Genomic DNA, 22,302 nt, shown 5'->3' with positions numbered 1-22,302 from the left:
CCTTTCATTAGGTTATCTCCCCATTATAGACAACTGTAGACGAATTTTCCAAAAAGACCTTTTTATTAATAAAACCAGTAAGCAAAGGGGGAAATCCCCCTTTGCTGTTTTATGCTTCTTTTGCAACTTTTTTTCTTGTTTTTGTTTTTTTCGGTTTCTCTTCTGCTGCCTGTTCTGGCTTCGTATTGTCGATAGATGCCTGTAATGCTGCCATTAGATCCATGACGTTTGTTGTCTGAACCTTTTCTTGGCTTGTTACAACATCCTTGCCCATTTTCTTTGCTTCGATTAATTCAAGTAATGCTGTTCGATATTCATCCGTATATTTGGAAGGATCAAATGCAGTGGTTAACTGATCTATCAGCAGAATGGCCGTCTCTAGCTCCTTTTTGGCGATAGTGGCTTCTGCCGGAACATTCGGTACATCCTCTGTTTTACGGACTTCATCAGGAAAATGGATTGTTTCCATAACTAATGTATTGTCATATACTCTAATTACCGCTAATTGCTCTTTTGAACGGATAATAATTTTGGCAATACCGACCTTTCCTGATTCAATTAATGCCTCTCTTAATAAAGCATATGCTTTATTGCCTCCATCACCTGAAGACATAAAATAGCACTTATCATAATAAATTGGATCAATTTCATCCATTTTAACAAAATCAATTATTTCTACTGCTTTATCTTCATTTTCTTTTTGCAGCTTTTCCAAATCTTCCTTATCAAGGACAACATATTTGCCTTTCGCATATTCATATGCCTTAACTATATCTTCTGGTGCAACTTCTTTTTCACATGCAGAGCATTTTTTTTCATATTTAATAGGTGCATGACATTCTTTATGAAGAGTGCGCAGCTTTATATCTTTATCTTCTGTTGCTGTATGCAGCTTAATTGGGATGTTAACTAAACCGAAGCTAATGCTTCCTTTCCACATTGTGTGCATTCGTATTTCTCCAATCATGTTTTTTCACTGACTTTTTTAGGTGGTACTTATTAATAAAATGGCTTTTGAGCGCACCTTTCATGCAATGAAATCTTGGAAATGAATGATTCGACTGCATAGGAGAAACACTAAAAGCAAATAAGCATTGTTAGGAGTACATCCATGAAATATACTGCTTCCTTTACGATTACAGAGTATAACCTTAAGAATAAGCTGTTTTCGGTAGGTGTTGCGGATAATGGCATCATCAAAAATGTTGGACAGTTTAGTGAAGGCATGACAAAAGAAGAAAATACTGCCTTACTAAGCATTGTGCAAAAAAATGCGCGGACAGAGGATAAAGTGATCTTGGTTGAACCAGGTATTTGTGTGGAGCTTGAATTTGCTTCATTTCAGAACGAAAAAATTATTCAACCTGTATTTGTACAATTTCTTTTCCAAAAAAGCTGGCAGGAGTGCACTTATGAACAGCTACTGCAAAACATCGGACTTGATAAATTGTCTATCACCAATCCAGACAAACCATTATTTCCTGCCAACAATATACGCAAAATAGATTTCATCAACTATCTAACATTGGCAGAAGAGAAAATACTGCCTTTTTTACAAAATCGGTTACTGACAGTTATCCGGTTCCCGCATGGATTGTTCGGTGAATCTTTTTATCAAAAGCAGTGTCCTGATTATGCACCAGCATTTGTTGAAACAAGCTGGAAGGAAGATATTAATTATATTATCTGCAACAATAAACAAACCCTGTTCTGGCTAGGCAATCAGCTTGCGTTCGAGTTTCACATACCATTTGAGACCGTCCTGTCTGACGGTATGCCTTCTGAAATAGTATTTGATTTGGACCCACCATCAAGAGATCATTTCTTTATGGCCATTAAAGCTGCACAAATACTCAAGCAGGTTCTTGATGGATTAAAGCTTATTTCTTTTATAAAAATATCTGGAAATAAAGGGATTCAAGTATATATTCCACTTCCAGAAAAAACGTACACGTATGAGGAAGCTAGAATTTTCACTGAATTTATTGCAAACTATATGATAACAATCGAACCAGAATTATTTACGATTGAGCGTTTGAAAAAAAACCGCCATAACCGGCTTTACATCGATTATATCCAGCATAGCGAAGGAAAAACGATCATTGCTCCCTATTCAGTTAGAGGAAATGAAGGTGGATATGTCGCTTGCCCGATATTTTGGGAGGAACTCACCAATAATTTATCGCCAAAAGCCTTTACAATGAAGTCTGTGTCAGAACGACTGAAAAACGGGGAAGATCCCTTCCAATCTTATTTCGCAACGAAGGAAAAGCAATCATTAAAAGAAGTGCTTCCTTTTATCCAGTCAAACCATACATGAATAAAAAAGAATCCCTGCACTATTGATGGGATTCTTTTTAACATAACAAAAGATCAAACTGGTTCATTGAAGGGATAAACCATTTCCTTTGTAACTCCTAAATTGCCAAAAAAATGATCCATAATAAAATGATTTATTTCTCTTAACTCAGCACTTGTTGGAAAGGATGATATGATGATTTTCGGAATATGCTCGATACGTGCATCTGAAGGATTCAATTCTCCTGCAGAAATAAGCAAATCAAACTCCTCATACATATACAGCAGATGAACGCTTGAAGGATCGAGACAGGTTATTTCCAGCTTGCTGTAAAAATGATAGTTCAAAATTTCGCGGATGTAATCCTTCTCACTGTATGTTCTGCACATTACAGCCACCTGGATTTTGTGGTTATTCCATCTTCTGATTATAGCTGCCTGAGTAATGGCGAAAATTTCGAGTATATCAAGCTTTTTTAACAAAAGAGAGTAATGTGTAAAGCACTCTTTTGCAATTTGTGCTATTGCCTGATAAAGCTGGTTCCCCTCAAAAAAATCTAAATATTGCAGAGCTGAATTTTTCACCGTTTCTGTTTCAAATTCTGTCTCAACAGAAATTCGTTTTAGTGACTGATAAAAGTGGAACAAAAATATATCGTCTTGGGATATAGGTAAACCGATATACTTATCAAGCTTTTTAAGAAAGACAGACATAGGATAGCCTCTTTCACTTTTCATTGATTTATGAATATACTGCAAGTGCTTTGTTCTATTTAACGGTCTTTCCTCACTCATAATAAAAATCGCGATATACAGAATTTCCTGCAGTTGAATTTCTCTGCGCGGACATTTGACCATAAAAGGCAAAAGCCTTTTAGTCAATTCAAAATACTTGCTTCCTTCATGTGTCTTTAACACAGAATCTGGATAAGAAATATAATGGCCCATTGATGCACGATGGTTCGCTATAAACAAAATAATCGTCAAGCGATAGAGCGCACCTGTTCGATAAGACATAGAAAACCGCGCAAACATTTTTACCAAATGCTCTTGGAATCTTCCAGCATCAAGCTCTTCTTTGACAAGATTCGTTTCAAAGGACATAAAATCTAAATACTGCATAATGAAGCGTCTAATTTTCCTTTCATCACCTTCAAGCCGAAATGGACTAGCGGTTAATGTAACCTCTGCCTCCTTAACTACCTCCTGCAATTTCTCCAAGTGCCTGTACGCTGTTGACCTGCTTATATGCACTTCTTGACAAATTTGAGAAACATCAACCCCATCATTTAGAAGGATGATTTTCAATGTATGCAAATACGTGTTTTTTTCTCTTATTTGACCCAAAAGACCTTCAAGTGTCCCATTTTCCGGTTTAATGAGTCTGACACCATATGCTTCGTTCTTCTCGAACACCCAATCTTCCGGTAAAACACTTTCAAGAAATTCTAAATCTCTCCAAATGGTTGTTTTGGAAAAGCCTGTCTTATCTGAAAGTACCGCTAAACTATTCCACCTTTCCTCACTTAGCAGTTGAAAAATTATATCAGAATACCGCTTATAAAATCGATTCATCCTTATCACCTTTTTGCCGAGATTTGCTTTTTACTGTCTTGATATGATGAAAATAATGCAAAACGTACCACCAGCAATATTTTCTCGGTAAAATTGCTGGTTAGTTATTCAAAATTTTACCCATCCGTATTTAATCGCTTTAACAACAGCTCTTGTTCTGCATTCTGTATCTGACTTTTTTAAAATACTGCTAATATGGTTTTTTACTGTTTTATCACTGATATGCAGCTCATCTGCAATTTCAAAATTGCTTTTCCCTTTTACAAGCGATTGGAGAACTACCTGCTCCCGTGTTGTAAAAATACTAGCACGACCAAATTTATGTTTTTTTGTTCGATCTGATAGCTTACGATATTCTTTGAGAATTTCAGTTGAAATGTACGGATCCATATAAATTCTGTTAGAAAGGAGATTCCTCACTGCTTCCTTCAACCAATCCTCTATTCTTTCAATGGAAACAAACCCCATTACTCCTGCACATAAAGACGCCGTTAACTCTATGTCTTGTTCATTTGAAAACACCATGATAATTTTCGCTTCTGAAACTTCCTCAATAAGCTCTTTCGCAGCTTCCACCCCATTAACATTCGGCATTTTGCTGCACATGATGTATATATCTGGATTGTGGGCTCTCATGATTGGCAGTACAAATCTCCCATCTTGCCCCTCTGCAACAATACGATAGGATTCTTCCATCCTAAGGCTTTGTCTCATTTTATCTCTTGCAAGTGGATCCTTATCTAAAAGTGCAATTTTAGCCATAGATTATTGTCTCCTCTTTAAATTCTTCCGTGTTAGTATTTGCAAGCTAATGAGGACATTCCTATTTATCCTCAAAGGATTTGTAACAAAAAACTTCATAGGTAAAAATGCTTGGTTTTTTAAGGATTATTTACTCACTAGAAATATAGGAACAAAGGATTTAAGTGCAAATAATAACAATTTACATTTTACAACAAGGAATTAACTGATTCGTCTCAACATTGAAACGGAGCTTTTCAAATTAAAGCATTAACAAGGTTCCCGTCGTAACTATAATTTTAAAAGGAGATTCAACTTCCAATTGAATAGGATTTATAAATCGTAAAATATTAAAATAGTAATCTAAATAATATTTCTCCAAAAATTAAACAGACCGTTTCGAAAATGAGAAACAAAATATGTAAATAAGTGGTACCCTAAATTCAGATAGATTTTTCATACTAATAAAAGGGAGAAATGATAAATGAACAAACATATTCAGGAGCTAGTATGCAGTTTATTTAAACACTGCAGAAGTACCTTGGGCCATTCATTGCGAGTCGCAGACGAGCTGGATAAATTCAGCTCCTATATCGACATTAAGCCGTCTGCTGAAATCTATTACATGGGAGCAGTTCATGATATTGGAAAGCTTAAAATCAGCAGCAGCTTGCTGAACAAAACAGGTAAGCTTACCATTTCGGAAAAGCATGAGCTTAACATGCATGCAATTTATGGAAAACAAATATTACAGGAGAAAAAGGTGTTTTCAGAGGAGTTTATGAATATCATTTTATATCATCATGAGAATCAAGACGGCAGTGGCTACTATGGCTTAAAAGGCCAAGAGATCCCTCTATTTTCTAGAATGCTTCGTATTATTGATAGTTATGATGCAATGCTTTACGGGAGAGCTTATCAATCCCCAATTAATGAAGAGCAAATTAAATTAGAAATAGAAGCATTAAAAACCACTATCTTTGATGCAGAGCTAGTCTGTTCGTTTTTACACTATATCGAAGCAAAAAAACAACGCATGTTAGTCGAAAAACTTCAATTGTCTCGATAAAAGCGTTGCAAAGCAATAACTGTGATGCAACGCCCACATCTTTACTCTTCCTTTTCCAGTCTGCATTCAAGCGGGTCTGCAGTTACGAAAGCTTCTATGATCGGATGCCTTAATGTCTGGTCCTCAATCCATTCAAGAAAGCTGACCTTTACAGTCAAAATAGGCTTTAACCAAACCATGGCAGATTTACCATCATTAATATTTGTAAAAGGACAGTTTTCCATTTGCAATGTAACAAGAATTTTTGTAAGCTCCACCCAATCCTTGTTAGTCAATTTACCGTTACCAACGCTTCCGATGTAAATCAAATTAGTTTCTTGATCATATAAGCCTAGATGAAGGGAATTTGCGACACCGTTTTTATAGGTGACACCACCAATGACGGCAATCAGGTCATGCTGTTTTTTCCTTTTTAACCAGCGTTTATCCTTGGCACCAAGTGTATAGGAACTTGTCAAATCCTTAAAAACTACTCCTTCTAAGTCATTGCTGAGGCAAGCCTGCAGCAGCCCTTCTTTGTCACTGAAGCTTTCAACAAGCTGTACATGCTCATTTGGTTTCACCAATGCTTTTAGAAGCTCCATTCTTTCTGCTAAAGGCTTGTCTGTCACCCAATTACCGTTTAAATAAAGAATGTCAAATACCATATAGGTTATAGGTACCCGATCCATCATCCCGCCATTGCGTTCGATATTTTTCAAGCGATCTCTTTTCATCACATCATAGAAGGATGGCTTCCCATTCTTTAAGGCAATTACTTCACCGTCTAATATGAAAGAGTCTGCCTCTAAATAGGTGGAGGCATGAAGCAACTCTGGGTATTGCTTCGTCCGTTCATTCAATTTACGATTATAGAGCTTGGTATTGTCGCCATCGTGGTATGTCAGAATTCTTGTCCCATCCCACTTTACTTGTGCTACCCAGTTGTCTCCAATGGGTACGGACTCTGTTACTACTGGTTCAAAAGGGACGATTGGTTTCATTGTTTCCCATTCCTTTTTTTCTTTAACATGCCTCTAATACAGCTTTTTATCCCAATAAAAATGGAGCTGCTTAATGAAAAGCAGCTCCTTAATTTTAAAAAGTTTTCGCTAAATCCTTTGCTCTCGCAATTCCTTTATCTTTAATTTCCTGTGCTTTATCTGGCATTGCTGCTTGGCCTTCAATAAATAGACCTTCTAAAGCAGGAATACCAAAGAAGTGCACGAGGATTGCATTCAAATAACGATGTCCCATTTCCAATTCAGCCGCAGGACCTTCTGAATAAATGCCACCACGTGCTTGAATATGGAGAGCTTTCTTGTCTGTCAGCAAACCAACAGAACCTTTATCTGTATATTTGAAGGTTTTGCCTGCAACAGCAACAGAGTCAATATATGCCTTTAAAACAGGTGGAAAGGAGAAGTTCCACATCGGTGTAACGAAGACATACTTGTCCCCACCGACAAATTGATCACTCAATTCACCAAGTCTGCTCACTTTTGACTTCTCATCATTTGAAAGCTCATCAAATCCTTTACCTGATTGCAGCTTGCCCCATCCGCTGAAAACATCATTGTCAATATGCGGAATCCCTTCCTTATACAGGTCAATATGGACAATTTCATCATTTGGATTTTGCTCTTTATATGAATCAATGAACGCTTGTCCAGCAGCCATGCTAAAGGATTGAGAATGATCGTTTGGATGTGCCGTAATATATAATAATTTTGCCATTTTGTACTTCCTTTCCATTACAAGACTAGGCTCTTATTTTTTGAAGGAAAGAAGGAAATCATACAAACATAACTTTTAAATATTCTTCCATATCGAAAAAGTAATAAAAAAAGCCTGAAAGGGTAGTCCTTTCAGGCAAAAAAATACTTATACAAGCTTTTCGTTAATATAGGCTTGAGCTGCATCCTGCAGCTTGCTGTAATGAATAGCTTCTTGCTCCTCCATCGCTTTTTCAAGGAGCACAAAATCAGCAGGCTTTTCAAGGTCTGTTTCCACAAATGCTTCGTATACATATGTTGCATTACCAATTAGGTCAATACGATAGTTCCCATCATTTTCATGCACATAACAGCGTACTTTTCCACCATTGTTATAAACCTCAATGTAATCACCTGACTTATTGAAGCCATTTAAAATAGATACTAGTGATGATGCAGACATCGCAGTACCGCATGCATTTGTAAATCCAACACCACGCTCGTACGTTCTGACATAGATGCTTCCTTTGTCCAATATAGACACAAAGCTCACATTAACTCCATCAGGGAAAAGCTCATTAGGTCCATTTACATAGCTGCTAATTTCCTCTTGAACCGAGGATTCGATGGTTGCTTTGTCGACAATTGTAATAAGATGTGGATTCGGGACAGCTAAGGCAGTAAATTCCAGATTAGGATGAAGGCTTTCAATCTTTTCATTTAACAGAGTTTCTTTGCCAACATGTAAAGGTAAGTCCTTTGTCTGGAAAGAAACTGGTGATATTTCCACCAAATATGTCGGTATGTTTGGAAAGATATCTGCTTCATTTTTCACTTCCAAGTTAGCTTTCATTGTTTCAATTACTGCTTCCTCAACATTAAGCAGCTCGCATACATAACGTGCCACACAACGTATTCCATTACCGCACATCGATGCTTCAGATCCATCTGCATTAAACACTCTCATACGAGCATCTGCCTGCTTGCTAGGCATTACAAATAAAATTCCATCTGCCCCTAATTCCGTACTGCGATTACAAAAAGCGATTGCCAAATTTGCACGTTCTTCCTCTGTAAAAGTGTAGCTGTTTGAAATTTCATCTATTATTAAAAAGTCGTTCCCGCTTCCATGACATTTTGTAAGTTTAATTTTCATATGTAACCCTCCAACATTAGCTTTATCTCATTGTACTTCTCTTTTTACTATTTTTGCAATTGTAACATTTTTCTTAGCCGAAAAATTCAAAAAAAAAATAAGCCTGCATTCGAGGTTTTAGAATGCAGGCTTATTTTTTATTGTATTTTATCTTTCATGAGATTTTTTGCCCAGTTCAGTGATTCTGCATAAACCTTAAATAATTCCTTCTCTTCTATGTTCAGCTTTCTGCAGCCTTTACTGATTAGTACCCAATCTGCTTTTTCAACAGCAAGTACAAGATCAAGGACATCTCTTTGTGTATTATTTTTGCCTGACAGTGCATCCATGATTGCACCGTCAAGTGGAACCTGTGTTAAAATATCCTGCATATCAAGGTTTAAGATCGTATCCATTAACGAAAACATTCCTGTCAAAAAATGTCCAGAGGTATTTGTTTTGCCTGGAATTAGATTTGCAACAGACTCACACATTCTGGCCCTGATTAGACAATTGGACATTACTTCATATGATATGCCGTTATTCCAGTCCCTTTCCCTTACTGCCAGCACGTACAACCATTTCTGAAGCTCCATTAAGCCAATAAGCACGATCGCTTGCCTAATGCTCGTCACCTTATGCTTTAGGCCGAATCCTAAAGTATTAATTAATTTAAGGAGCTTGTACGACAATGAAATATCCTGTTCAATCAGATTGGTAATCATATCAATATCCGGGTCAGTGGAGCGAATATGCTTGGAAATACCATAATAAGTATGGATATATGCAGGAACATCATGTGTAGACATAATTGCAGGCTTTGAGAAGAAATAACCTTGAAAATAATGATAACCAGAATTTCTAGCTTTTTCATATTCTTCTCTTGTTTCAAGCTTTTCGGCAACCATCTCCTTGCCAAGCTGTTTTGCAAGCGCCTCTATTTCTAGTCTCTCTTCCTCATTCGTATTCATAAAATCCACTTTAATAATATCTGATGCTAGCAATAATTCATAAGCATATGGATTACTGTTATCAAAAATGTAATCATCAAGCGCAACTCTATAGCCTAATGACTTTAATTCTTTGCATATGTCAATTATTTTTCTGCTTGGTTCGACAGTCTCCAAAATTTCTATTACGATATCTCGTGGTTGAAAATATGTAGGCAGCCCTAAATCCAGAAGATTTTCTGTAAAATTAATAAAACAAGGCTTTCCATCAGATAGTTTTTCAATCCCAATATTTAAAAAACTGTTGATAATTACATCTGCTGTCGCATGATCACCGTCGATGTTCGGAAACATGTTGACTTCATTATTGCGATACAGCAACTCATAGCCGTACACTTCTTCCATTCTATTGAACAGCGGCTGCCTGGCCACAAAAACTTCCATTGAAATACCTCCGAACTTCTTTCTACTCATTTCAAAATATTTAGTTTTATTCTAATAAACGATGTCTCCAAAGGCTGTCGAACGATGGAGTTTTTACAAAAAGTGACTATCTACTCTATTATAATGGGTAATTTAACTCATTCCAAAACTATGGAGCAAATTTTTCCCGATATTTCAATATAAAACTGGCTGCCATAAAAGGAAACTCTATGGAAGCCAGTTTTCATCAATGTGTATATTGAAGGACAAAATTTATTAAGAACAAGGAAGAAATGAAGTATAAAGGCAAAGATACTTCTTTAGCTTTTCCTAGTGCTATCTTTAATATCGGATACAATATAAATCCGATAGCCATACCGTCCGCAATACTATATGTGAAAGGAATCATCGCAATAATAAAAATGCTCGGAAAACTTTCACTCATATCCTTTAAATCAAGATGGCGAATATTTTGCAGCATCAGCCCACCAATTATGATTAAAATCGGGGCGATGGCACTATTCGGGATCATCTTTATAACAGGAATGAAGAATGCGGAACAAATGAACAACAATGCTGTCGTAATGGACGTAAGTCCTGTTTTTCCACCTGCTGTCATGCTTGCAGTACTTTCCACTGTCGCAACAGTTGGACTGCTTCCAAATACACCTGAAAGCAACACGGAAATGGAATTTGCCTGAAAAGCTCGTTTGAAACGCTCTGGCTTTCCAACATATTGAACATGACTTGATACAAGACCAATATTCTCAAATACAAGCACCATGGATAAAGAGAAAACAGCAATCCAAAAAGGAATGGAAATAATATTCTCAAAGGACATAGAACCGAAAACATTCCAATAATCCTTTAACTGTACAGACTCTCCTGTACTTCCTGGTTCAATCAAGCCGAACATCCAAGAAATCAATGTTCCAACTAAAATCGTAATCAGGAAGTTTCCTTTTACATTTCTCAAAAACAAGATAATGCTTATGATTAATGTAATAACGGTTGCCAATACATGCAAATCACTGAAAGAGCCTAACGCAATGATAGAATTGCTGCCCTTTTCGACAATTCCGCCTTTTTCCAATCCAATCAGCATTAGAAATAGACCGAGTCCAACTGTCAGTGATTCCTTAAGAGAATTTGGTATCGACCTGCTTACGATTGCCGCTAGCTTAGTAAAGGCAATCAGCATAAACAATAGTCCAGAAACAAAAACAACGGCAAGTGCTTCTTGCCAGCTTAATCCCATGGACTGGACAATTGTGTACGAGAACAGCGCATTAATCCCCATTCCTGGAACAAGCAATATTGGCACATTCCCTAGAAACCCCATTAAGAAACAGCCAACGACTGATGTTAAAATGGTTGCGATTATTGCTGCTTCAAGTGGAATTCCAGCCTCTGACAAAATCAGCGAATTAACAGCGACAATATAGACGACTGTAAAAAAGCCAATCAGCCCTGCAAAAAATTCCCCTTTGAAAGTAGCTTCGCTTTCCTTCAGCTTAAAGAATTCTGATATATAGTTTTTCATTTAGTAAACCTGTGTATTTTTAGCCCTCTCCCTACCCGCATCACCTTAAAAATAAGTTTAAGACACATAAATCTTTAGTCCTAATTTGTTTTATTTTATTAAGGGAGCCACAATTGAATATGATAGCAGATTTCCATTACTTTGCCAACTTTTTTAAATGAAAATTGGCCAAATCCTGTCCCGTAAAAATGGAGGATTTGACCAATTTTTTTTTGAGATTAAACTATTTCCTTGTAAAGGTTTGCCATTTCAATTGCATTAACTGCCGCTTCCCAGCCTTTGTTTCCGGCTTTTGTGCCAGCGCGCTCGATTGCCTGTTCAATCGATTCTGTCGTAAGAACTCCAAAAATAATTGGAACTCCTGTTGATAAAGACGTGCTTGCCACCCCTTTTGCCACCTCATTGCTAACAAAATCAAAATGCGGTGTTGCTCCACGAATAACTGTTCCTAATGTGATTATTACATCATACTTCTTTGTTTCTGCTAATTTTTTGGCTGCTAGTGGAATTTCAAAAACACCTGGTACCCACGCAACATTAACATTTTCTGCTTCTACTCCATGGCGTTTTAGAGCGTCCTCTGCACCAGATAAAAGTCTTGTTGTGATGAATTCGTTAAATCTTGAAACGATAATGCCAACCTTTAGCCCACTTCCGATTAAATTACCTTCAAATATTTTTGTCATTTTACTGTCTCCTTTGCTTCTTCTCTTTTTTGTCTATATTCTATTAGTGCTTTTATCGTAACCAATTTCAGTCCGAACTTTTGTGAAATTACTTTTAAATCATCCACTCTGGCCATCGTTCCATCTTCTTTTAAAATCTCGCAAATGATTCCAGATGGAGAGTAACCTGCTAATTTTGCTAAATCAACCGCAGCTTCTGTATGTCCATTTCTGGAAAGGACACCGCCTTTATGCGCAATTAGTGGGAAAATATGGCCTGGTCTTGTAAAATCCTCCGCTTTAGCACCTTGGGCCACCATTTTTTCGATTGTTAATGCTCGTTCAAAAGCACTTATTCCTGTTGATGTTTGTTTATGATCAACACTCACTGTGAAAGCTGTCCCACGAGGATCACTACTATTATCTACCATTGGTGGCAGTTTGAGCTTGCCGGCAAGCTCTGCTTCAATGGGAACACAAATAAGTCCCCTGCCCTCTTTTGCCATAAAGTTGATCATTTCAGGTGTTACTAAGTCGGAAATCCCCACTAGATCGCCTTCGTTTTCCCTATCTTCATCATCTACTACGATTATCAGCTTGCCTGCCTTTAAATCATCTAATGCCTCTTCAATCGTATGAAACATAAAATACTCCCCCTTCCTATTTACCTATAGAATCCGTTTAATAAAAGCCATTGTCCTTTAAGAAGGATGGTGTTATTTTGCTTGACTGGTTCTTGTCTGCCTCCCTATTCATGAAGGAATAAAAATACTTCGCCATCATATCAAATTCAAGATTTACGATATCCCCAACCTGTTTTTTACCAACAATGGACTCTAACGTTGTATGCGGGATAATACTTACACAAATGGAGCGGCTTTTTGTCTCAAAAATGGTCAGGCTCGTTCCATCTATGGCAATCGATCCTTTTTCCAATACTAGATGAGTGCCAGCCTCCGGTATTTCGATTTCAAGACTGATGCTATTCTCAATTGGTTTTCTACTTAAAATGGTCCCAACGCCATCAATATGACCTGTTACAAAATGACCTCCAAACCTGCCATTTGCCGCCATTGCTCTTTCCAAATTTACAAGTGAACCATTTGTAAGCCGAGAAAGTGAAGTATCTTTAAACGTTTCAGGCATCACATCTGCAGAAAATTCATTTTGCTTAAAGCTTGTTACGGTAAGACAAACCCCATTAACCGAAATGCTGTCCCCAAGCCTCATATCATCCATAATGGTTTTCGCTTGGATGGCAAGCACTAATGTTTTGCCTGTTTTTGAAATATTTTTGACTATACCTGTTTCCTCGACAATTCCAGTAAACAAAAAATCTCCTCCTCCCTCTTTTGTTTATCTTAAATAGCTGCCTTCACACCTAAGTGGGGTGATTAAAGCATGTTTCATTATTTATAAGTTAGAGGATAATTTAGTATGTGCTGCTGTATGTAAAAACAGTTTTTGTTCATTTTGACCAACCCTTTAAGAATTCATGCAATAAATTCATTAAATGCCCTTTAAGCTAGCACTGAAAAATAAAAAATCCCGTATAAATTAAATTTATACGGGAGATTGCATAACAAATAAAGACGCGTTTTTGTTTAAGTGTTCACTAAATAAAGCTACACCTGTTTCAACAATGGACACAATTAGCCCATAGTCAAAAAAGCGAACCTAAGTTAGCGATACTCACACCAAACACACTGAATCCACATAATGAATCAGCAGCTTTTGTTATTCCTTCTCCCATCCAGACTATACTGTCGGCTTTGGTTTCTCACCAAATCCACCGCCTTAAAAAATTTTTTAAGCCGGGTCACGGGCTTAGAGCAAACGAACGCTCATCACCGCCGGTTGGGAATTTCACCCTACCCCGAAGGCGACCACATAATGTGGTCCTTTACTATTTAATTGTTGCCAGTTTACACTACTTAATATTAGAATGCAACTACTCTGTTTATACATAAACATCAAAAAAACAAAAACTTGAGCAGAAAAATTATCTTAGTATTACATTTTTCCAGTGATTTTTGAAACTAATTTTCGATACTATCGTATTACTATACAATATGAACAAAACATCTAATCAGAAATGGAGCAGCTTTTATGACAGAAAATAAAGCCTTTTTATTGAATGAGCTAGAGGAAGTAAAAGCATGGGAAAAGGACCAAAGCGGATTATGGTTTTGGGAGAAGCTCAGCAGACTTCCCTTTAAATTAATAGACAAATTAACACCAGCCTTCATCCAAAATAAAATTGGGCAGCTTTTAGATGAAATGGGAAACTATATTCAGAGTGGCGGCAAACTGTTAAGTGATATATCTTCCTCAAAAAAATATTATAAGCATCTTAATGTACAGCATTTTGACGAAGTTAAGGACTTGCCGTTAATTGAGATGAAATCTGCAGTCGAGAAACTGAAAAAAAGCCGCAAAAACATTGCAACCATCCAAGGAGCTAGTACAGGAATTGGCGGTTTCTTGACATTAGGAATCGATATTCCCATCCTGCTTTCGATGCAAATTAAAATATTGCAGGATATTGCCATCTGTTACGGCTATAACCCAAATGAAAAAAAAGAACGTATTTTTATTATTAAATGTTTGCAATATGTTTCAGCAGACGTATTAGGGAAAAACACTATATTGGATCAGCTATCCCACTTCGACCAAGAAGCAGATAAAGTACAAAGAGAGGTTCTGCTTGAAATGCAAGGCTGGAAGGAGGTTGTCTTCGCCTATCGCGATACTTTTGGCTGGAAAAAGCTATTTCAGATGGTGCCAGTATTCGGAGTTGTCTTTGGTGCTTTCTCCAACCGGTCGATGATTCATGATATTGCCGAGACAGGTGAAATGTTTTATCGAAAACGTAAAGTATTAGAAAGGCTCCACAATCACCAACATTAAGTGGGTACAGATTCTATTTATAAAAAAAACGGATCAATGTGCATGATCCGTTTCTTTTGAATTAGTATGATATTTAAGGGGCAGGCGCATAATAAATGTTGTGCCATGCCCTTTTTTACTTTCTACTTGAATGGTACCGCCCATTTCTTTAATGCAATTAAAAACAAACATCATGCCAAGTCCAGTTCCATTTTTTCCTTTTGTAGAATAATACGGCTCCCCAAGTCTGGCTATCTCTTCTTTGCTCATTCCTATTCCTGTATCAATGAAACGGATGATAATATCGTTTTTTGCTTTTTCTGTTTTAATTGCCAGTACTCCATGGGCATGCTCTTCCATTGCCTCTATTGCGTTTTTGCATATGTTAATAAGACATTGGTTAAAGTATTGCTGATTAGCTATAATATGGATACTGCTTATACTAAGCTCCAAACGCACAGAGTTCTTATTTGCAAGGGGCCGAAGCACCTTAACAACTTGATTAATCTCCTCTTGAACATCCAATTCTTTCACAGCACTGCATGGTTTTGGGTTAGCAAATGTCAAATAGTCTTCTATTACCTTTACTGCCCGGTCAAGCTCACTTATTGAAATTTCCAAATAATTCTTTTGATTATTAGTAAGAGATGTTTCTTGAAGCAGCTGCATAAATCCCTTTACTGATGTTAGTGGATTACGTACCTCATGGGAGATAGATGCTGCCAGCTGACTGACCGTTTCCATCTTTTGAGATTGCATTATTTTATGCTGCACTGTCCAAAGCTTTTGAATTGTTTCCACAACATAAACTATTAAGGCTAATACAGATGATAGGAGCAATGCGTATAGGATCGCCAGCTTAATTGGGACATTAATTCCCGCTATCCAATTAACCATTAACAGAGTAAGTGAGGTAGAAATGGTTCCTCCAAAAAAACTATATATAATTTTTTTCCGAATAGACAACAGCAGAAACCGCTTTCTCACAACCAAAATAACTATCAAATGAATGGGGGAAATAATAAGTGTGGTTATTACACCTATACCATCAAAAAAGCTTCTATACAGGATATTGACTAATGCTAAAATAATCGCTGCAATTGGCCCTCCATATAAAGAGCCGAAAATTTGGGCCAAAAGCCGCAAATCAAACAGCGTACCATTCCCCACCTTAATCGGAAAACTCATGCAGGCAATGATTGCAGCTGAGGAAGTTAAAATAAGTAAGTACTTCTTATTTTCAATTCTGCCATTTTGAAACACAAACAGCAGCGGTATAAAACAACAAAACAAAAATAGGAAGAAACCGTTTACTAGTAAGTCGTCAAGCATGATGCATTCACCTATTCTATCCTTTTCTTTTACTTTCTTTTACTTTCTTTTACTTTCATTTTATATGAAGGCATTTTATTGCACAATGCGTTTTTTAGCTGCTATTTAATAAGCTGCTTTAATTTCTCTTCTGTTTCTGTACCGTCAACTGGTGTATAAATGCTGCATCTTAAATCATTCGCACCATGAACCTGCAGAGATGACAAATTGTAGAGCATTTTTCCAGCTTTTGAATGTCGAAATTCAATCATAACTTCTGGTGCAGAGCTAACCTCACTTTCCTTCCACATCTTTTGGAAATCAGGATACTTATCACCCATTTGTTGAATAAAGTGGGAATACCAATCATCTGCCATATACTGGCCTAAATAAGTGCGGAAAATGGATAGAAAACCTTGGACGAAATGCTCCCAGTTAACAGCTAGAGCCTTTAATTCCTTTCTGGCAAACAAAAGCTCAATCAAGTTCCGATTCTCTAAAGGCAGCAGGTTGAAGTTCAGAAATACTTGTGCTGCAGCTTCGTTCCAGCCAACGATAAAGCATCTTCTATCTGTAATAATTGTCGGACAGTATTTAAGCTCCTTTAGAATTTTTTCTAAAGAAGGTGTAATTAATTCTCCCTCCTCTATAGTAATTTCTGTGTTATGCGTTTCCTCCAAGGCAAGTCCAAATACATATTTTTTTTCGTCCTTACTCAATCTTAAAGCGTCTGAAACTGCTTCTAATACGGAAATCGACACTTTAATATCTCTCCCTTGCTCAAGCCATGTGTACCATGTTGTGCTGACCCCTGCTAGCTGTGCCACCTCTTCTCTGCGAAGCCCAAGTGTCCGCCTTCTCCCTCCAGTAGGTAGTCCAACCATCTGCGGCTGCAGCTTTGACCGTTTCGTTTTCAAAAACTCTGACAGTGCCCGAAGTCTTATCTCATCGTTCATAATCATTTCGTCTCCTCATTAAGATAGTAGTATTTATAATAGGATAAACTACAACTTGTAATAGGATAAGTAAACGATAAAATAGATAAAAAAACAAGCTTTTGGAGGAATGAAAAATGAAAAGAGTCGTTGTCACAGGAATGGGTGTTATCTCCCCACTAGGAAATGATGTGAACCAATTTTGGGAAAATCTCTCTAGTGGAAAATCGGGTATAAGCAAAATTGAACAATTTGATGTTTCTGATTTAAAAACGAAAATTGCTGGAAGTGTTATAAATTTAGATGCTGAAGGAAGATGGGGCACAAAGGAAGCAAAAAAACTAGATCGCTTTGCACAGTTTGCATTAGCAGCTGCAGAAGAAGCGTTAGCTGCTTCACAATTGAACCTAGACAAGGTTGATAAGGAAAGGATGGGCGTTTATGTCGGTTCAGGAATCGGCGGCCTGAATACTCTTATTGATAATGTGAATATATTAAAGGACAGAGGTCCAAATAGGGTCAGTCCAAATTTAGTGCCGATGATGATTTCAAATGCAGCTGCAGCACAGATAAGTATAAGGCTTGGTGCTTTAGGTCCTTCCCTTTCGCCTGTAACTGCCTGTTCCATTGGAAATACATCTATTGGGGAAGCATTTAACGCGATTCGAAATGAGGATGCTGACATCATGTTTGCTGGCGGCGCTGAAGCCGCAATTTCACGATTATCTGTGGCTAGCTTTGCAAACGCAAGAGCATTATCATCAAGAAATGACGAGCCTGAGCTTGCAAGTCGTCCCTTTGATGAAGATCGGGATGGATTTGTTATGAGTGAAGGTTCTGGAATATTAGTGCTAGAATCTTTAGAGCATGCATTAAGTCGCAATGCGCCAATTATTTGTGAAGTAATCGGCTATGGTGCAAGCTCTGATGCCTATCATATGGTTGCTTCTCATCCAGAGGGAATTGGAGCATATTCAGCAATGAAAAATGCGTTGCGCAAAGCAAGCATTACAACTAGTGACGTGGATGTAATCAGTGCACATGCAACAAGCACGAAGGTTGGCGACATGTCAGAAACACTCGCAATCAAGAAGCTGTTTGGTGCAGATGCCCATCGCATTCCAGTAACTGCGAATAAATCAATGCTAGGGCATATGCTAGGTGCAGCAGGTGGAGCAGAAGCCATTGCCCTCGCCAAAACTCTTCAGCACCAGCTTATACCCCCAACCATCAATTTGCAAAACCCAGACGCAGATTGTGACTTGGATTATGTTGCAAACAGAGCTAGAGAAAAAGTGATGTCCATCGGTCTTTCCAATTCATTCGGATTTGGCGGCCATAATTCAGCTATCGTGCTAAAAAAATACGAATAACGCATTTGAAATTAGTAGGCTGGCAAATTTGCCAGCCTTTTTTCTTTAATGGTCCTTATAAGCAAATATTTTTGCCAAAATTGCATAAATATGAATTATATCTTTATCTGCTGCAGAATGATGGATAGAAACAACTGGATGGTTGGGGTCTAAAAAACGCTTTTGCCAACCCTTTGGCATCCAGCCTTTTTTTACATCGGCCAGTATTAAGCCGCTTTCTTTTTCAAGGCAATAATCAGTAAATGCAAGGGACCTTTTTAAAACAAGCTGCTTATCATCATACACATAGATAGTTTGCACAGCCTTGTCTGTTTTCTTTTCATCCATTTTACTAATAAGCTGATTTTTTCTATTCCGAATCTCTATCGAATGTTTTCGCATCGTAAATTGATATTGAAGCATATCTTCCCCGTTATAGAAACCATATTTTTTTGACCATAATCCGTCTAAAAATGGTGGCAAATACCACCTGAACAAAGCAAATTTTTCATCTCTAATTTCTCCAAGTGCGATGCCCTCGCCGTCAAATATAAGCATTCTTAAGGATGGGGCTGGCAAAAAAGACAAAAGAACTGTCCGAGATTGAAGGAGAGACTTCACCTTTGTCTCTTCGAAAGTATTTGCAAGCCTCTCACATCGCCGTTTCTGAAGCAAGTACGAGGCAAATGCTGTTATACTGTATAAACAAAAGGGTATGATTAACAAAAGAAAGAGACGATTCAGCTTAATACTTAAAAACATGACCAGAAAAAAGATGACTGGAAGGCAGCTGATAAGGCTTGCGTTAAGATAAGCAGTTGCTGATTGTCTGTAGTATTTTTCAATATTCATCACGAACATGGCTCCTTACTGATTTTTTAAACATAATCTAGTATTCTATATTCTATTAACAGCCATTATCATCTATGATTGATTGGAGTGATATTTTTTGAAAAAAGTAAAATTAGCTATCCTCACATTTACTGTGGTGATGATAGCATGCACATCCTTTTACTATATAAAAATGAAAAGAACCTCCTCTACCACACCACCAGACGGAATACCTTACATCATTATCCTTGGGGCTAAAGTGGAAGGCGAAACATTATCAAAGGTGCTAAAAAACCGGGCTGATGCAGCCCTCTCTTATTGGAATAATAATAAACAGTCTAAAATTATTGTATCTGGCGGCAAAGGGGAGGGCGAAAGTATATCAGAGGCTGCTGCACTCAAAAACTATCTTCTTGAAAAAAAAGTTCCAGAAGAGATGATACTTATGGAAGATACCTCTACTTCCACAATTGAAAACCTGCAAAATAGTAAAGACTTATATGACATAAAGGAAGCCATTATCGCAACAAGCGATTTCCACCTATACAGAGCAATCACTATCGCTGAAAAAATTGGGATACGCGCCTATCCTCTTGCAGCTAAAACACCGAACTCAGTGAAAGTCTCGTTAACTTTGCGAGAATTTTTGGCTATAGGAAAAATGAAGGTTCTTGGATATTAATAGCTTTTGTAGTTGGACATAAACCAACTCCCAATTGGTATACAATTGGGAGTTGGTATCTTTACATATATTCATGCTCTTTCATTTGTACAAGTGCCGCTTTTGCATCACGATAGCCTTGCATATACAAATTTTCGAGCTTTAGAGGATTTCTTTCCATTCGTCCGACAATCAATTTTTCCTGTGGTCTTATGACAAGTATGTTTCCATTCCGTTCTTCTTGTTCAATATATTCAAGCGTTTCATTATAATATTTATATCTTGCTTGCATAGCTTGTTGCAATCCGGCAAATTGAGGATACTTGCGTTTCACGAAAAAGGAAAACCGCGATTTTGATTTACGATAACCATAATTCCTTGTCAAAATGACAACATTTTTTGTGAAACCATCCTCTACCGCCTTCTTAAGGGGGATAGGATCAGCAATGCCACCGTCCATCAGCTTTTTACCTTTAAAATCTACAATCGGTGCCAAAAATGGCAAAGAACTCGATGCTTCTAATGCCTTCAGCAACTCCTCTTTATAATCCTGCTTACCAAAAAAGACACTTTCACCTGTTTGGATATCCGTTGTCCCTATCTTAAATTCTGCTTCATTTTCGTAAAAGGCATTATAATCAAATGGGACCATCTTATTTGGGATTTGATTGTAAATGAAATCCATCCCAAAAAACTGCCCTGTTTGCCGAAAGTTTCGCCAAGACATATAGCGGGGATCTGTAACAAAATCCAAACTAACTCTTTTATTCCTCCCAGCTTGCTTTGAAAGATAAGATGCTCCATAACTGGCTCCTGCCGAAACACCAATCACATATGGGAAATACACCTCATGTTCTAAAAAGCACTCAAGGGCACCTGCAGTATACACACCTCGCATGCCGCCTCCCTCTAGCACTAATCCTACCTTTTCTTTCATTTTCAATCCTTCTTTCTTTTCCCTTCATTCCAATCTATCATAACGATTATTACGATAAAAGACAAAAAAAGACTCTGTTCCTTATGAACGAGTCTTTTTGCACTTAGTACTATCTTATAATCCGGATAATGAATGGAATTCGGTATTCAACACCCTCGTATGCTCTAATTGCAGCAATAAGCGTAAATACAAATGCTGCAATTCCGACAAGTGGCATTAAAACAAAACCGATAAGCACAAATACCAGCAACCAGCTTATGGCTCCGTATATAGCATAAGATATAAGGAAATTAAAATATTCTTTGCCATGATACTTAACAAATGGTGAATCGCTCTTTATTAAATAAACGACTAATGGGCCGATAAATGCTGTAAAAAAGCTTAATACATAAATGAGCATTGCAAATAGTCTTTCATCTTGGTGTACTTCTTTATGATAAGTCATTATGTCCTCCCTCTATAGGTTTTAAATTATTTGTCTTTATTATATACGAGCATATTGTTAATATGTTTCAGTTTTTTTTGCTCTTTTTTCGCTTTAAGTGAAATTTAAGGCATATAGTTTACAGTTCCTTTTATAAATATCTAGGTAAAACTCAGATTAATTTCTTATTTCAATTTTGTCCATTAGTCATGTATACTTATGATTGACTATTCTTTATAGAAAATACAAATAATTACATTACGCGGGAGAGATGTAAGTGTCAGAATTAGTACATACAATTTTTGAATTTTTATCATCCTTAGGCTATATGGGTATAGCATTGGGGTTGATGGTCGAAGTAATTCCAAGTGAAATCGTGCTAAGCTATGGAGGGTATTTAATCCATACCGGCCATATAAATTTTTTCGGCGCCCTACTTGCTGGTGTCATCGGCGGGACAATTGCCCAGCTATTTTTATATTGGATTGCTCTTTACGGCGGTAGACCTTTTATTGACAAATATGGAAAGTACATTTTAATCAAAAGCTCTCATGTGGATGCTTCCGAAAAATGGTTTCTTAAGTACGGGACAGGCATGATTTTCCTTGCCCGATTTATTCCTGTAGTAAGACATGCTATTTCCATTCCGGCTGGACTTGCAAGAATGCCGATTGGGCAGTTTACTTTATATACAACTGCAGCCATCATTCCATGGACAGTTCTGTTTTTATTGCTGGGAATGAGACTTGGCGATCATTGGGAGAATATCGAGACATATGCTAAGCCATATATCACACCTATTATCATTGCAGCAGTCTTATTGCTCGGTGCGTATATACTTCTTCAAATCCGCAAAAAAAATAAATAAA

The 22,302-nt window shown here is 37.3% G+C and carries 21 protein-coding genes, 1 pseudogene and 1 riboswitch; of the genes and pseudogenes, 6 read left to right on the top strand and 16 right to left on the bottom strand.

What is annotated here, in order from left to right:
• Nucleotides 1-109: 109 nt before the first annotated feature.
• Nucleotides 110-949, bottom strand: coding sequence for a non-homologous end joining protein Ku (gene ku, locus EM808_RS08560; protein ID WP_127737756.1), 840 nt, complete (start codon nucleotides 947-949; stop codon nucleotides 110-112).
• A gap of 162 nt (nucleotides 950-1,111) precedes the next feature.
• On the opposite strand from ku, the gene ligD reads away from it, so the two are divergent.
• Nucleotides 1,112-2,320 carry a DNA ligase D gene (gene ligD, locus EM808_RS08555; protein WP_127737755.1) on the top strand — a complete coding sequence of 403 codons (1,209 nt, stop codon included), beginning with the start codon at nucleotides 1,112-1,114 and terminating at the stop codon, nucleotides 2,318-2,320.
• Between the two features lie 53 nt (nucleotides 2,321-2,373).
• On the opposite strand, the gene EM808_RS08550 is transcribed toward ligD, so the two are convergent.
• Complete coding sequence (locus tag EM808_RS08550) at nucleotides 2,374-3,873, bottom strand: helix-turn-helix domain-containing protein (protein WP_127737754.1); 1,500 nt, start codon at nucleotides 3,871-3,873, stop codon at nucleotides 2,374-2,376.
• 108 nt (nucleotides 3,874-3,981) lie between these two features.
• Nucleotides 3,982-4,635 carry a LuxR C-terminal-related transcriptional regulator gene (locus EM808_RS08545; protein WP_127737753.1) on the bottom strand — a complete coding sequence of 218 codons (654 nt, stop codon included), beginning with the start codon at nucleotides 4,633-4,635 and terminating at the stop codon, nucleotides 3,982-3,984.
• A gap of 463 nt (nucleotides 4,636-5,098) precedes the next feature.
• Here EM808_RS08545 and EM808_RS08540 point away from each other — a divergent pair, with 463 nt between their 5' ends.
• Nucleotides 5,099-5,683, top strand: coding sequence for an HD-GYP domain-containing protein (locus EM808_RS08540; protein WP_127737752.1), 585 nt, complete (start codon nucleotides 5,099-5,101; stop codon nucleotides 5,681-5,683).
• Between the two features lie 41 nt (nucleotides 5,684-5,724).
• On the opposite strand, the gene EM808_RS08535 is transcribed toward EM808_RS08540, so the two are convergent.
• The 8 genes and pseudogenes from EM808_RS08535 to ribE all read right to left on the bottom strand — a co-directional run bounded on the left by EM808_RS08535 (nucleotide 5,725) and on the right by ribE (nucleotide 13,425).
• Nucleotides 5,725-6,666 (bottom strand): ATP-dependent DNA ligase, encoded by a 942-nt coding sequence (locus tag EM808_RS08535; RefSeq protein ID WP_127737751.1) that lies wholly within the window; start codon nucleotides 6,664-6,666, stop codon nucleotides 5,725-5,727.
• A 94-nt stretch (nucleotides 6,667-6,760) separates the two neighbouring features.
• Nucleotides 6,761-7,399 carry an FMN-dependent NADH-azoreductase gene (locus tag EM808_RS08530; RefSeq protein WP_127737750.1) on the bottom strand — a complete coding sequence of 213 codons (639 nt, stop codon included), beginning with the start codon at nucleotides 7,397-7,399 and terminating at the stop codon, nucleotides 6,761-6,763.
• Nucleotides 7,400-7,546: 147 nt separating this feature from the next.
• Nucleotides 7,547-8,533 (bottom strand): diaminopimelate epimerase, encoded by a 987-nt coding sequence (dapF, locus tag EM808_RS08525; RefSeq protein WP_127737749.1) that lies wholly within the window; start codon nucleotides 8,531-8,533, stop codon nucleotides 7,547-7,549.
• Nucleotides 8,534-8,670: 137 nt separating this feature from the next.
• Nucleotides 8,671-9,906, bottom strand: coding sequence for an EAL and HDOD domain-containing protein (locus EM808_RS08520; protein ID WP_127737748.1), 1,236 nt, complete (start codon nucleotides 9,904-9,906; stop codon nucleotides 8,671-8,673).
• A 226-nt stretch (nucleotides 9,907-10,132) separates the two neighbouring features.
• Nucleotides 10,133-11,428: an NCS2 family permease gene (locus EM808_RS08515; RefSeq protein WP_127737747.1), complete on the bottom strand. Its 1,296-nt coding sequence runs from the start codon at nucleotides 11,426-11,428 to the stop codon at nucleotides 10,133-10,135.
• 218 nt (nucleotides 11,429-11,646) lie between these two features.
• Nucleotides 11,647-12,114, bottom strand: a complete 468-nt coding sequence (gene ribH / locus EM808_RS08510; RefSeq protein ID WP_127737746.1) for a 6,7-dimethyl-8-ribityllumazine synthase — start codon at nucleotides 12,112-12,114, stop codon at nucleotides 11,647-11,649.
• A 17-nt stretch (nucleotides 12,115-12,131) separates the two neighbouring features.
• Nucleotides 12,132-12,737: pseudogene (gene ribB, locus EM808_RS08505) on the bottom strand (3,4-dihydroxy-2-butanone-4-phosphate synthase); the annotation flags it as partial.
• Between the two features lie 37 nt (nucleotides 12,738-12,774).
• On the bottom strand, nucleotides 12,775-13,425 hold the full coding sequence (ribE, locus tag EM808_RS08500) for a riboflavin synthase (protein ID WP_127737744.1): 651 nt from the start codon (nucleotides 13,423-13,425) through the stop codon (nucleotides 12,775-12,777).
• A 405-nt stretch (nucleotides 13,426-13,830) separates the two neighbouring features.
• Nucleotides 13,831-13,981, bottom strand: a riboswitch (FMN riboswitch).
• A 221-nt stretch (nucleotides 13,982-14,202) separates the two neighbouring features.
• Here ribE and EM808_RS08495 point away from each other — a divergent pair.
• On the top strand, nucleotides 14,203-15,003 hold the full coding sequence (locus tag EM808_RS08495; protein ID WP_127737743.1) for an EcsC family protein: 801 nt from the start codon (nucleotides 14,203-14,205) through the stop codon (nucleotides 15,001-15,003).
• 33 nt (nucleotides 15,004-15,036) lie between these two features.
• Here the strand turns inward: EM808_RS08495 and EM808_RS08490 are convergent, their stop codons facing one another.
• Nucleotides 15,037-16,314: a sensor histidine kinase gene (locus EM808_RS08490; protein ID WP_127737742.1), complete on the bottom strand. Its 1,278-nt coding sequence runs from the start codon at nucleotides 16,312-16,314 to the stop codon at nucleotides 15,037-15,039.
• A 101-nt stretch (nucleotides 16,315-16,415) separates the two neighbouring features.
• A complete protein-coding gene (locus EM808_RS08485; protein ID WP_127737741.1) occupies nucleotides 16,416-17,249 on the bottom strand; it encodes a helix-turn-helix transcriptional regulator in 834 nt (277 codons plus the stop codon).
• Nucleotides 17,250-17,365: 116 nt separating this feature from the next.
• Between EM808_RS08485 and fabF the strand changes: the two genes are divergently transcribed.
• The gene (gene fabF, locus EM808_RS08480; protein ID WP_127737740.1) at nucleotides 17,366-18,601 is read left to right on the top strand and encodes a beta-ketoacyl-ACP synthase II; all 1,236 of its coding nucleotides are present in this window, start codon (nucleotides 17,366-17,368) and stop codon (nucleotides 18,599-18,601) included.
• A gap of 45 nt (nucleotides 18,602-18,646) precedes the next feature.
• Here fabF and EM808_RS08475 read toward each other — a convergent pair whose 3' ends face one another.
• Complete coding sequence (locus EM808_RS08475; protein ID WP_127737739.1) at nucleotides 18,647-19,435, bottom strand: hypothetical protein; 789 nt, start codon at nucleotides 19,433-19,435, stop codon at nucleotides 18,647-18,649.
• Between the two features lie 94 nt (nucleotides 19,436-19,529).
• On the opposite strand from EM808_RS08475, the gene EM808_RS08470 reads away from it, so the two are divergent.
• The gene (locus EM808_RS08470; protein ID WP_127737738.1) at nucleotides 19,530-20,093 is read left to right on the top strand and encodes a YdcF family protein; all 564 of its coding nucleotides are present in this window, start codon (nucleotides 19,530-19,532) and stop codon (nucleotides 20,091-20,093) included.
• Between the two features lie 61 nt (nucleotides 20,094-20,154).
• Here EM808_RS08470 and EM808_RS08465 read toward each other — a convergent pair whose 3' ends face one another.
• Nucleotides 20,155-21,009 (bottom strand): patatin-like phospholipase family protein, encoded by an 855-nt coding sequence (locus EM808_RS08465; protein WP_127737737.1) that lies wholly within the window; start codon nucleotides 21,007-21,009, stop codon nucleotides 20,155-20,157.
• Between the two features lie 109 nt (nucleotides 21,010-21,118).
• Nucleotides 21,119-21,454, bottom strand: a complete 336-nt coding sequence (locus tag EM808_RS08460) for a DUF4870 domain-containing protein (RefSeq protein WP_127737736.1) — start codon at nucleotides 21,452-21,454, stop codon at nucleotides 21,119-21,121.
• A gap of 256 nt (nucleotides 21,455-21,710) precedes the next feature.
• Between EM808_RS08460 and uptA the strand changes: the two genes are divergently transcribed.
• Nucleotides 21,711-22,301 (top strand): undecaprenyl phosphate transporter UptA, encoded by a 591-nt coding sequence (uptA, locus tag EM808_RS08455; protein WP_127737735.1) that lies wholly within the window; start codon nucleotides 21,711-21,713, stop codon nucleotides 22,299-22,301.
• Nucleotide 22,302 lies beyond the last annotated feature (1 nt).

Origin of the sequence: Niallia taxi, from assembly GCF_004005475.1 — a bacterium.
GTDB lineage: Bacteria > Bacillota > Bacilli > Bacillales > Cytobacillaceae > Niallia > Niallia taxi.
Note: the sequence above shows the minus strand (reverse complement) of the source record. Positions and strands in the feature narration are given on the sequence as shown.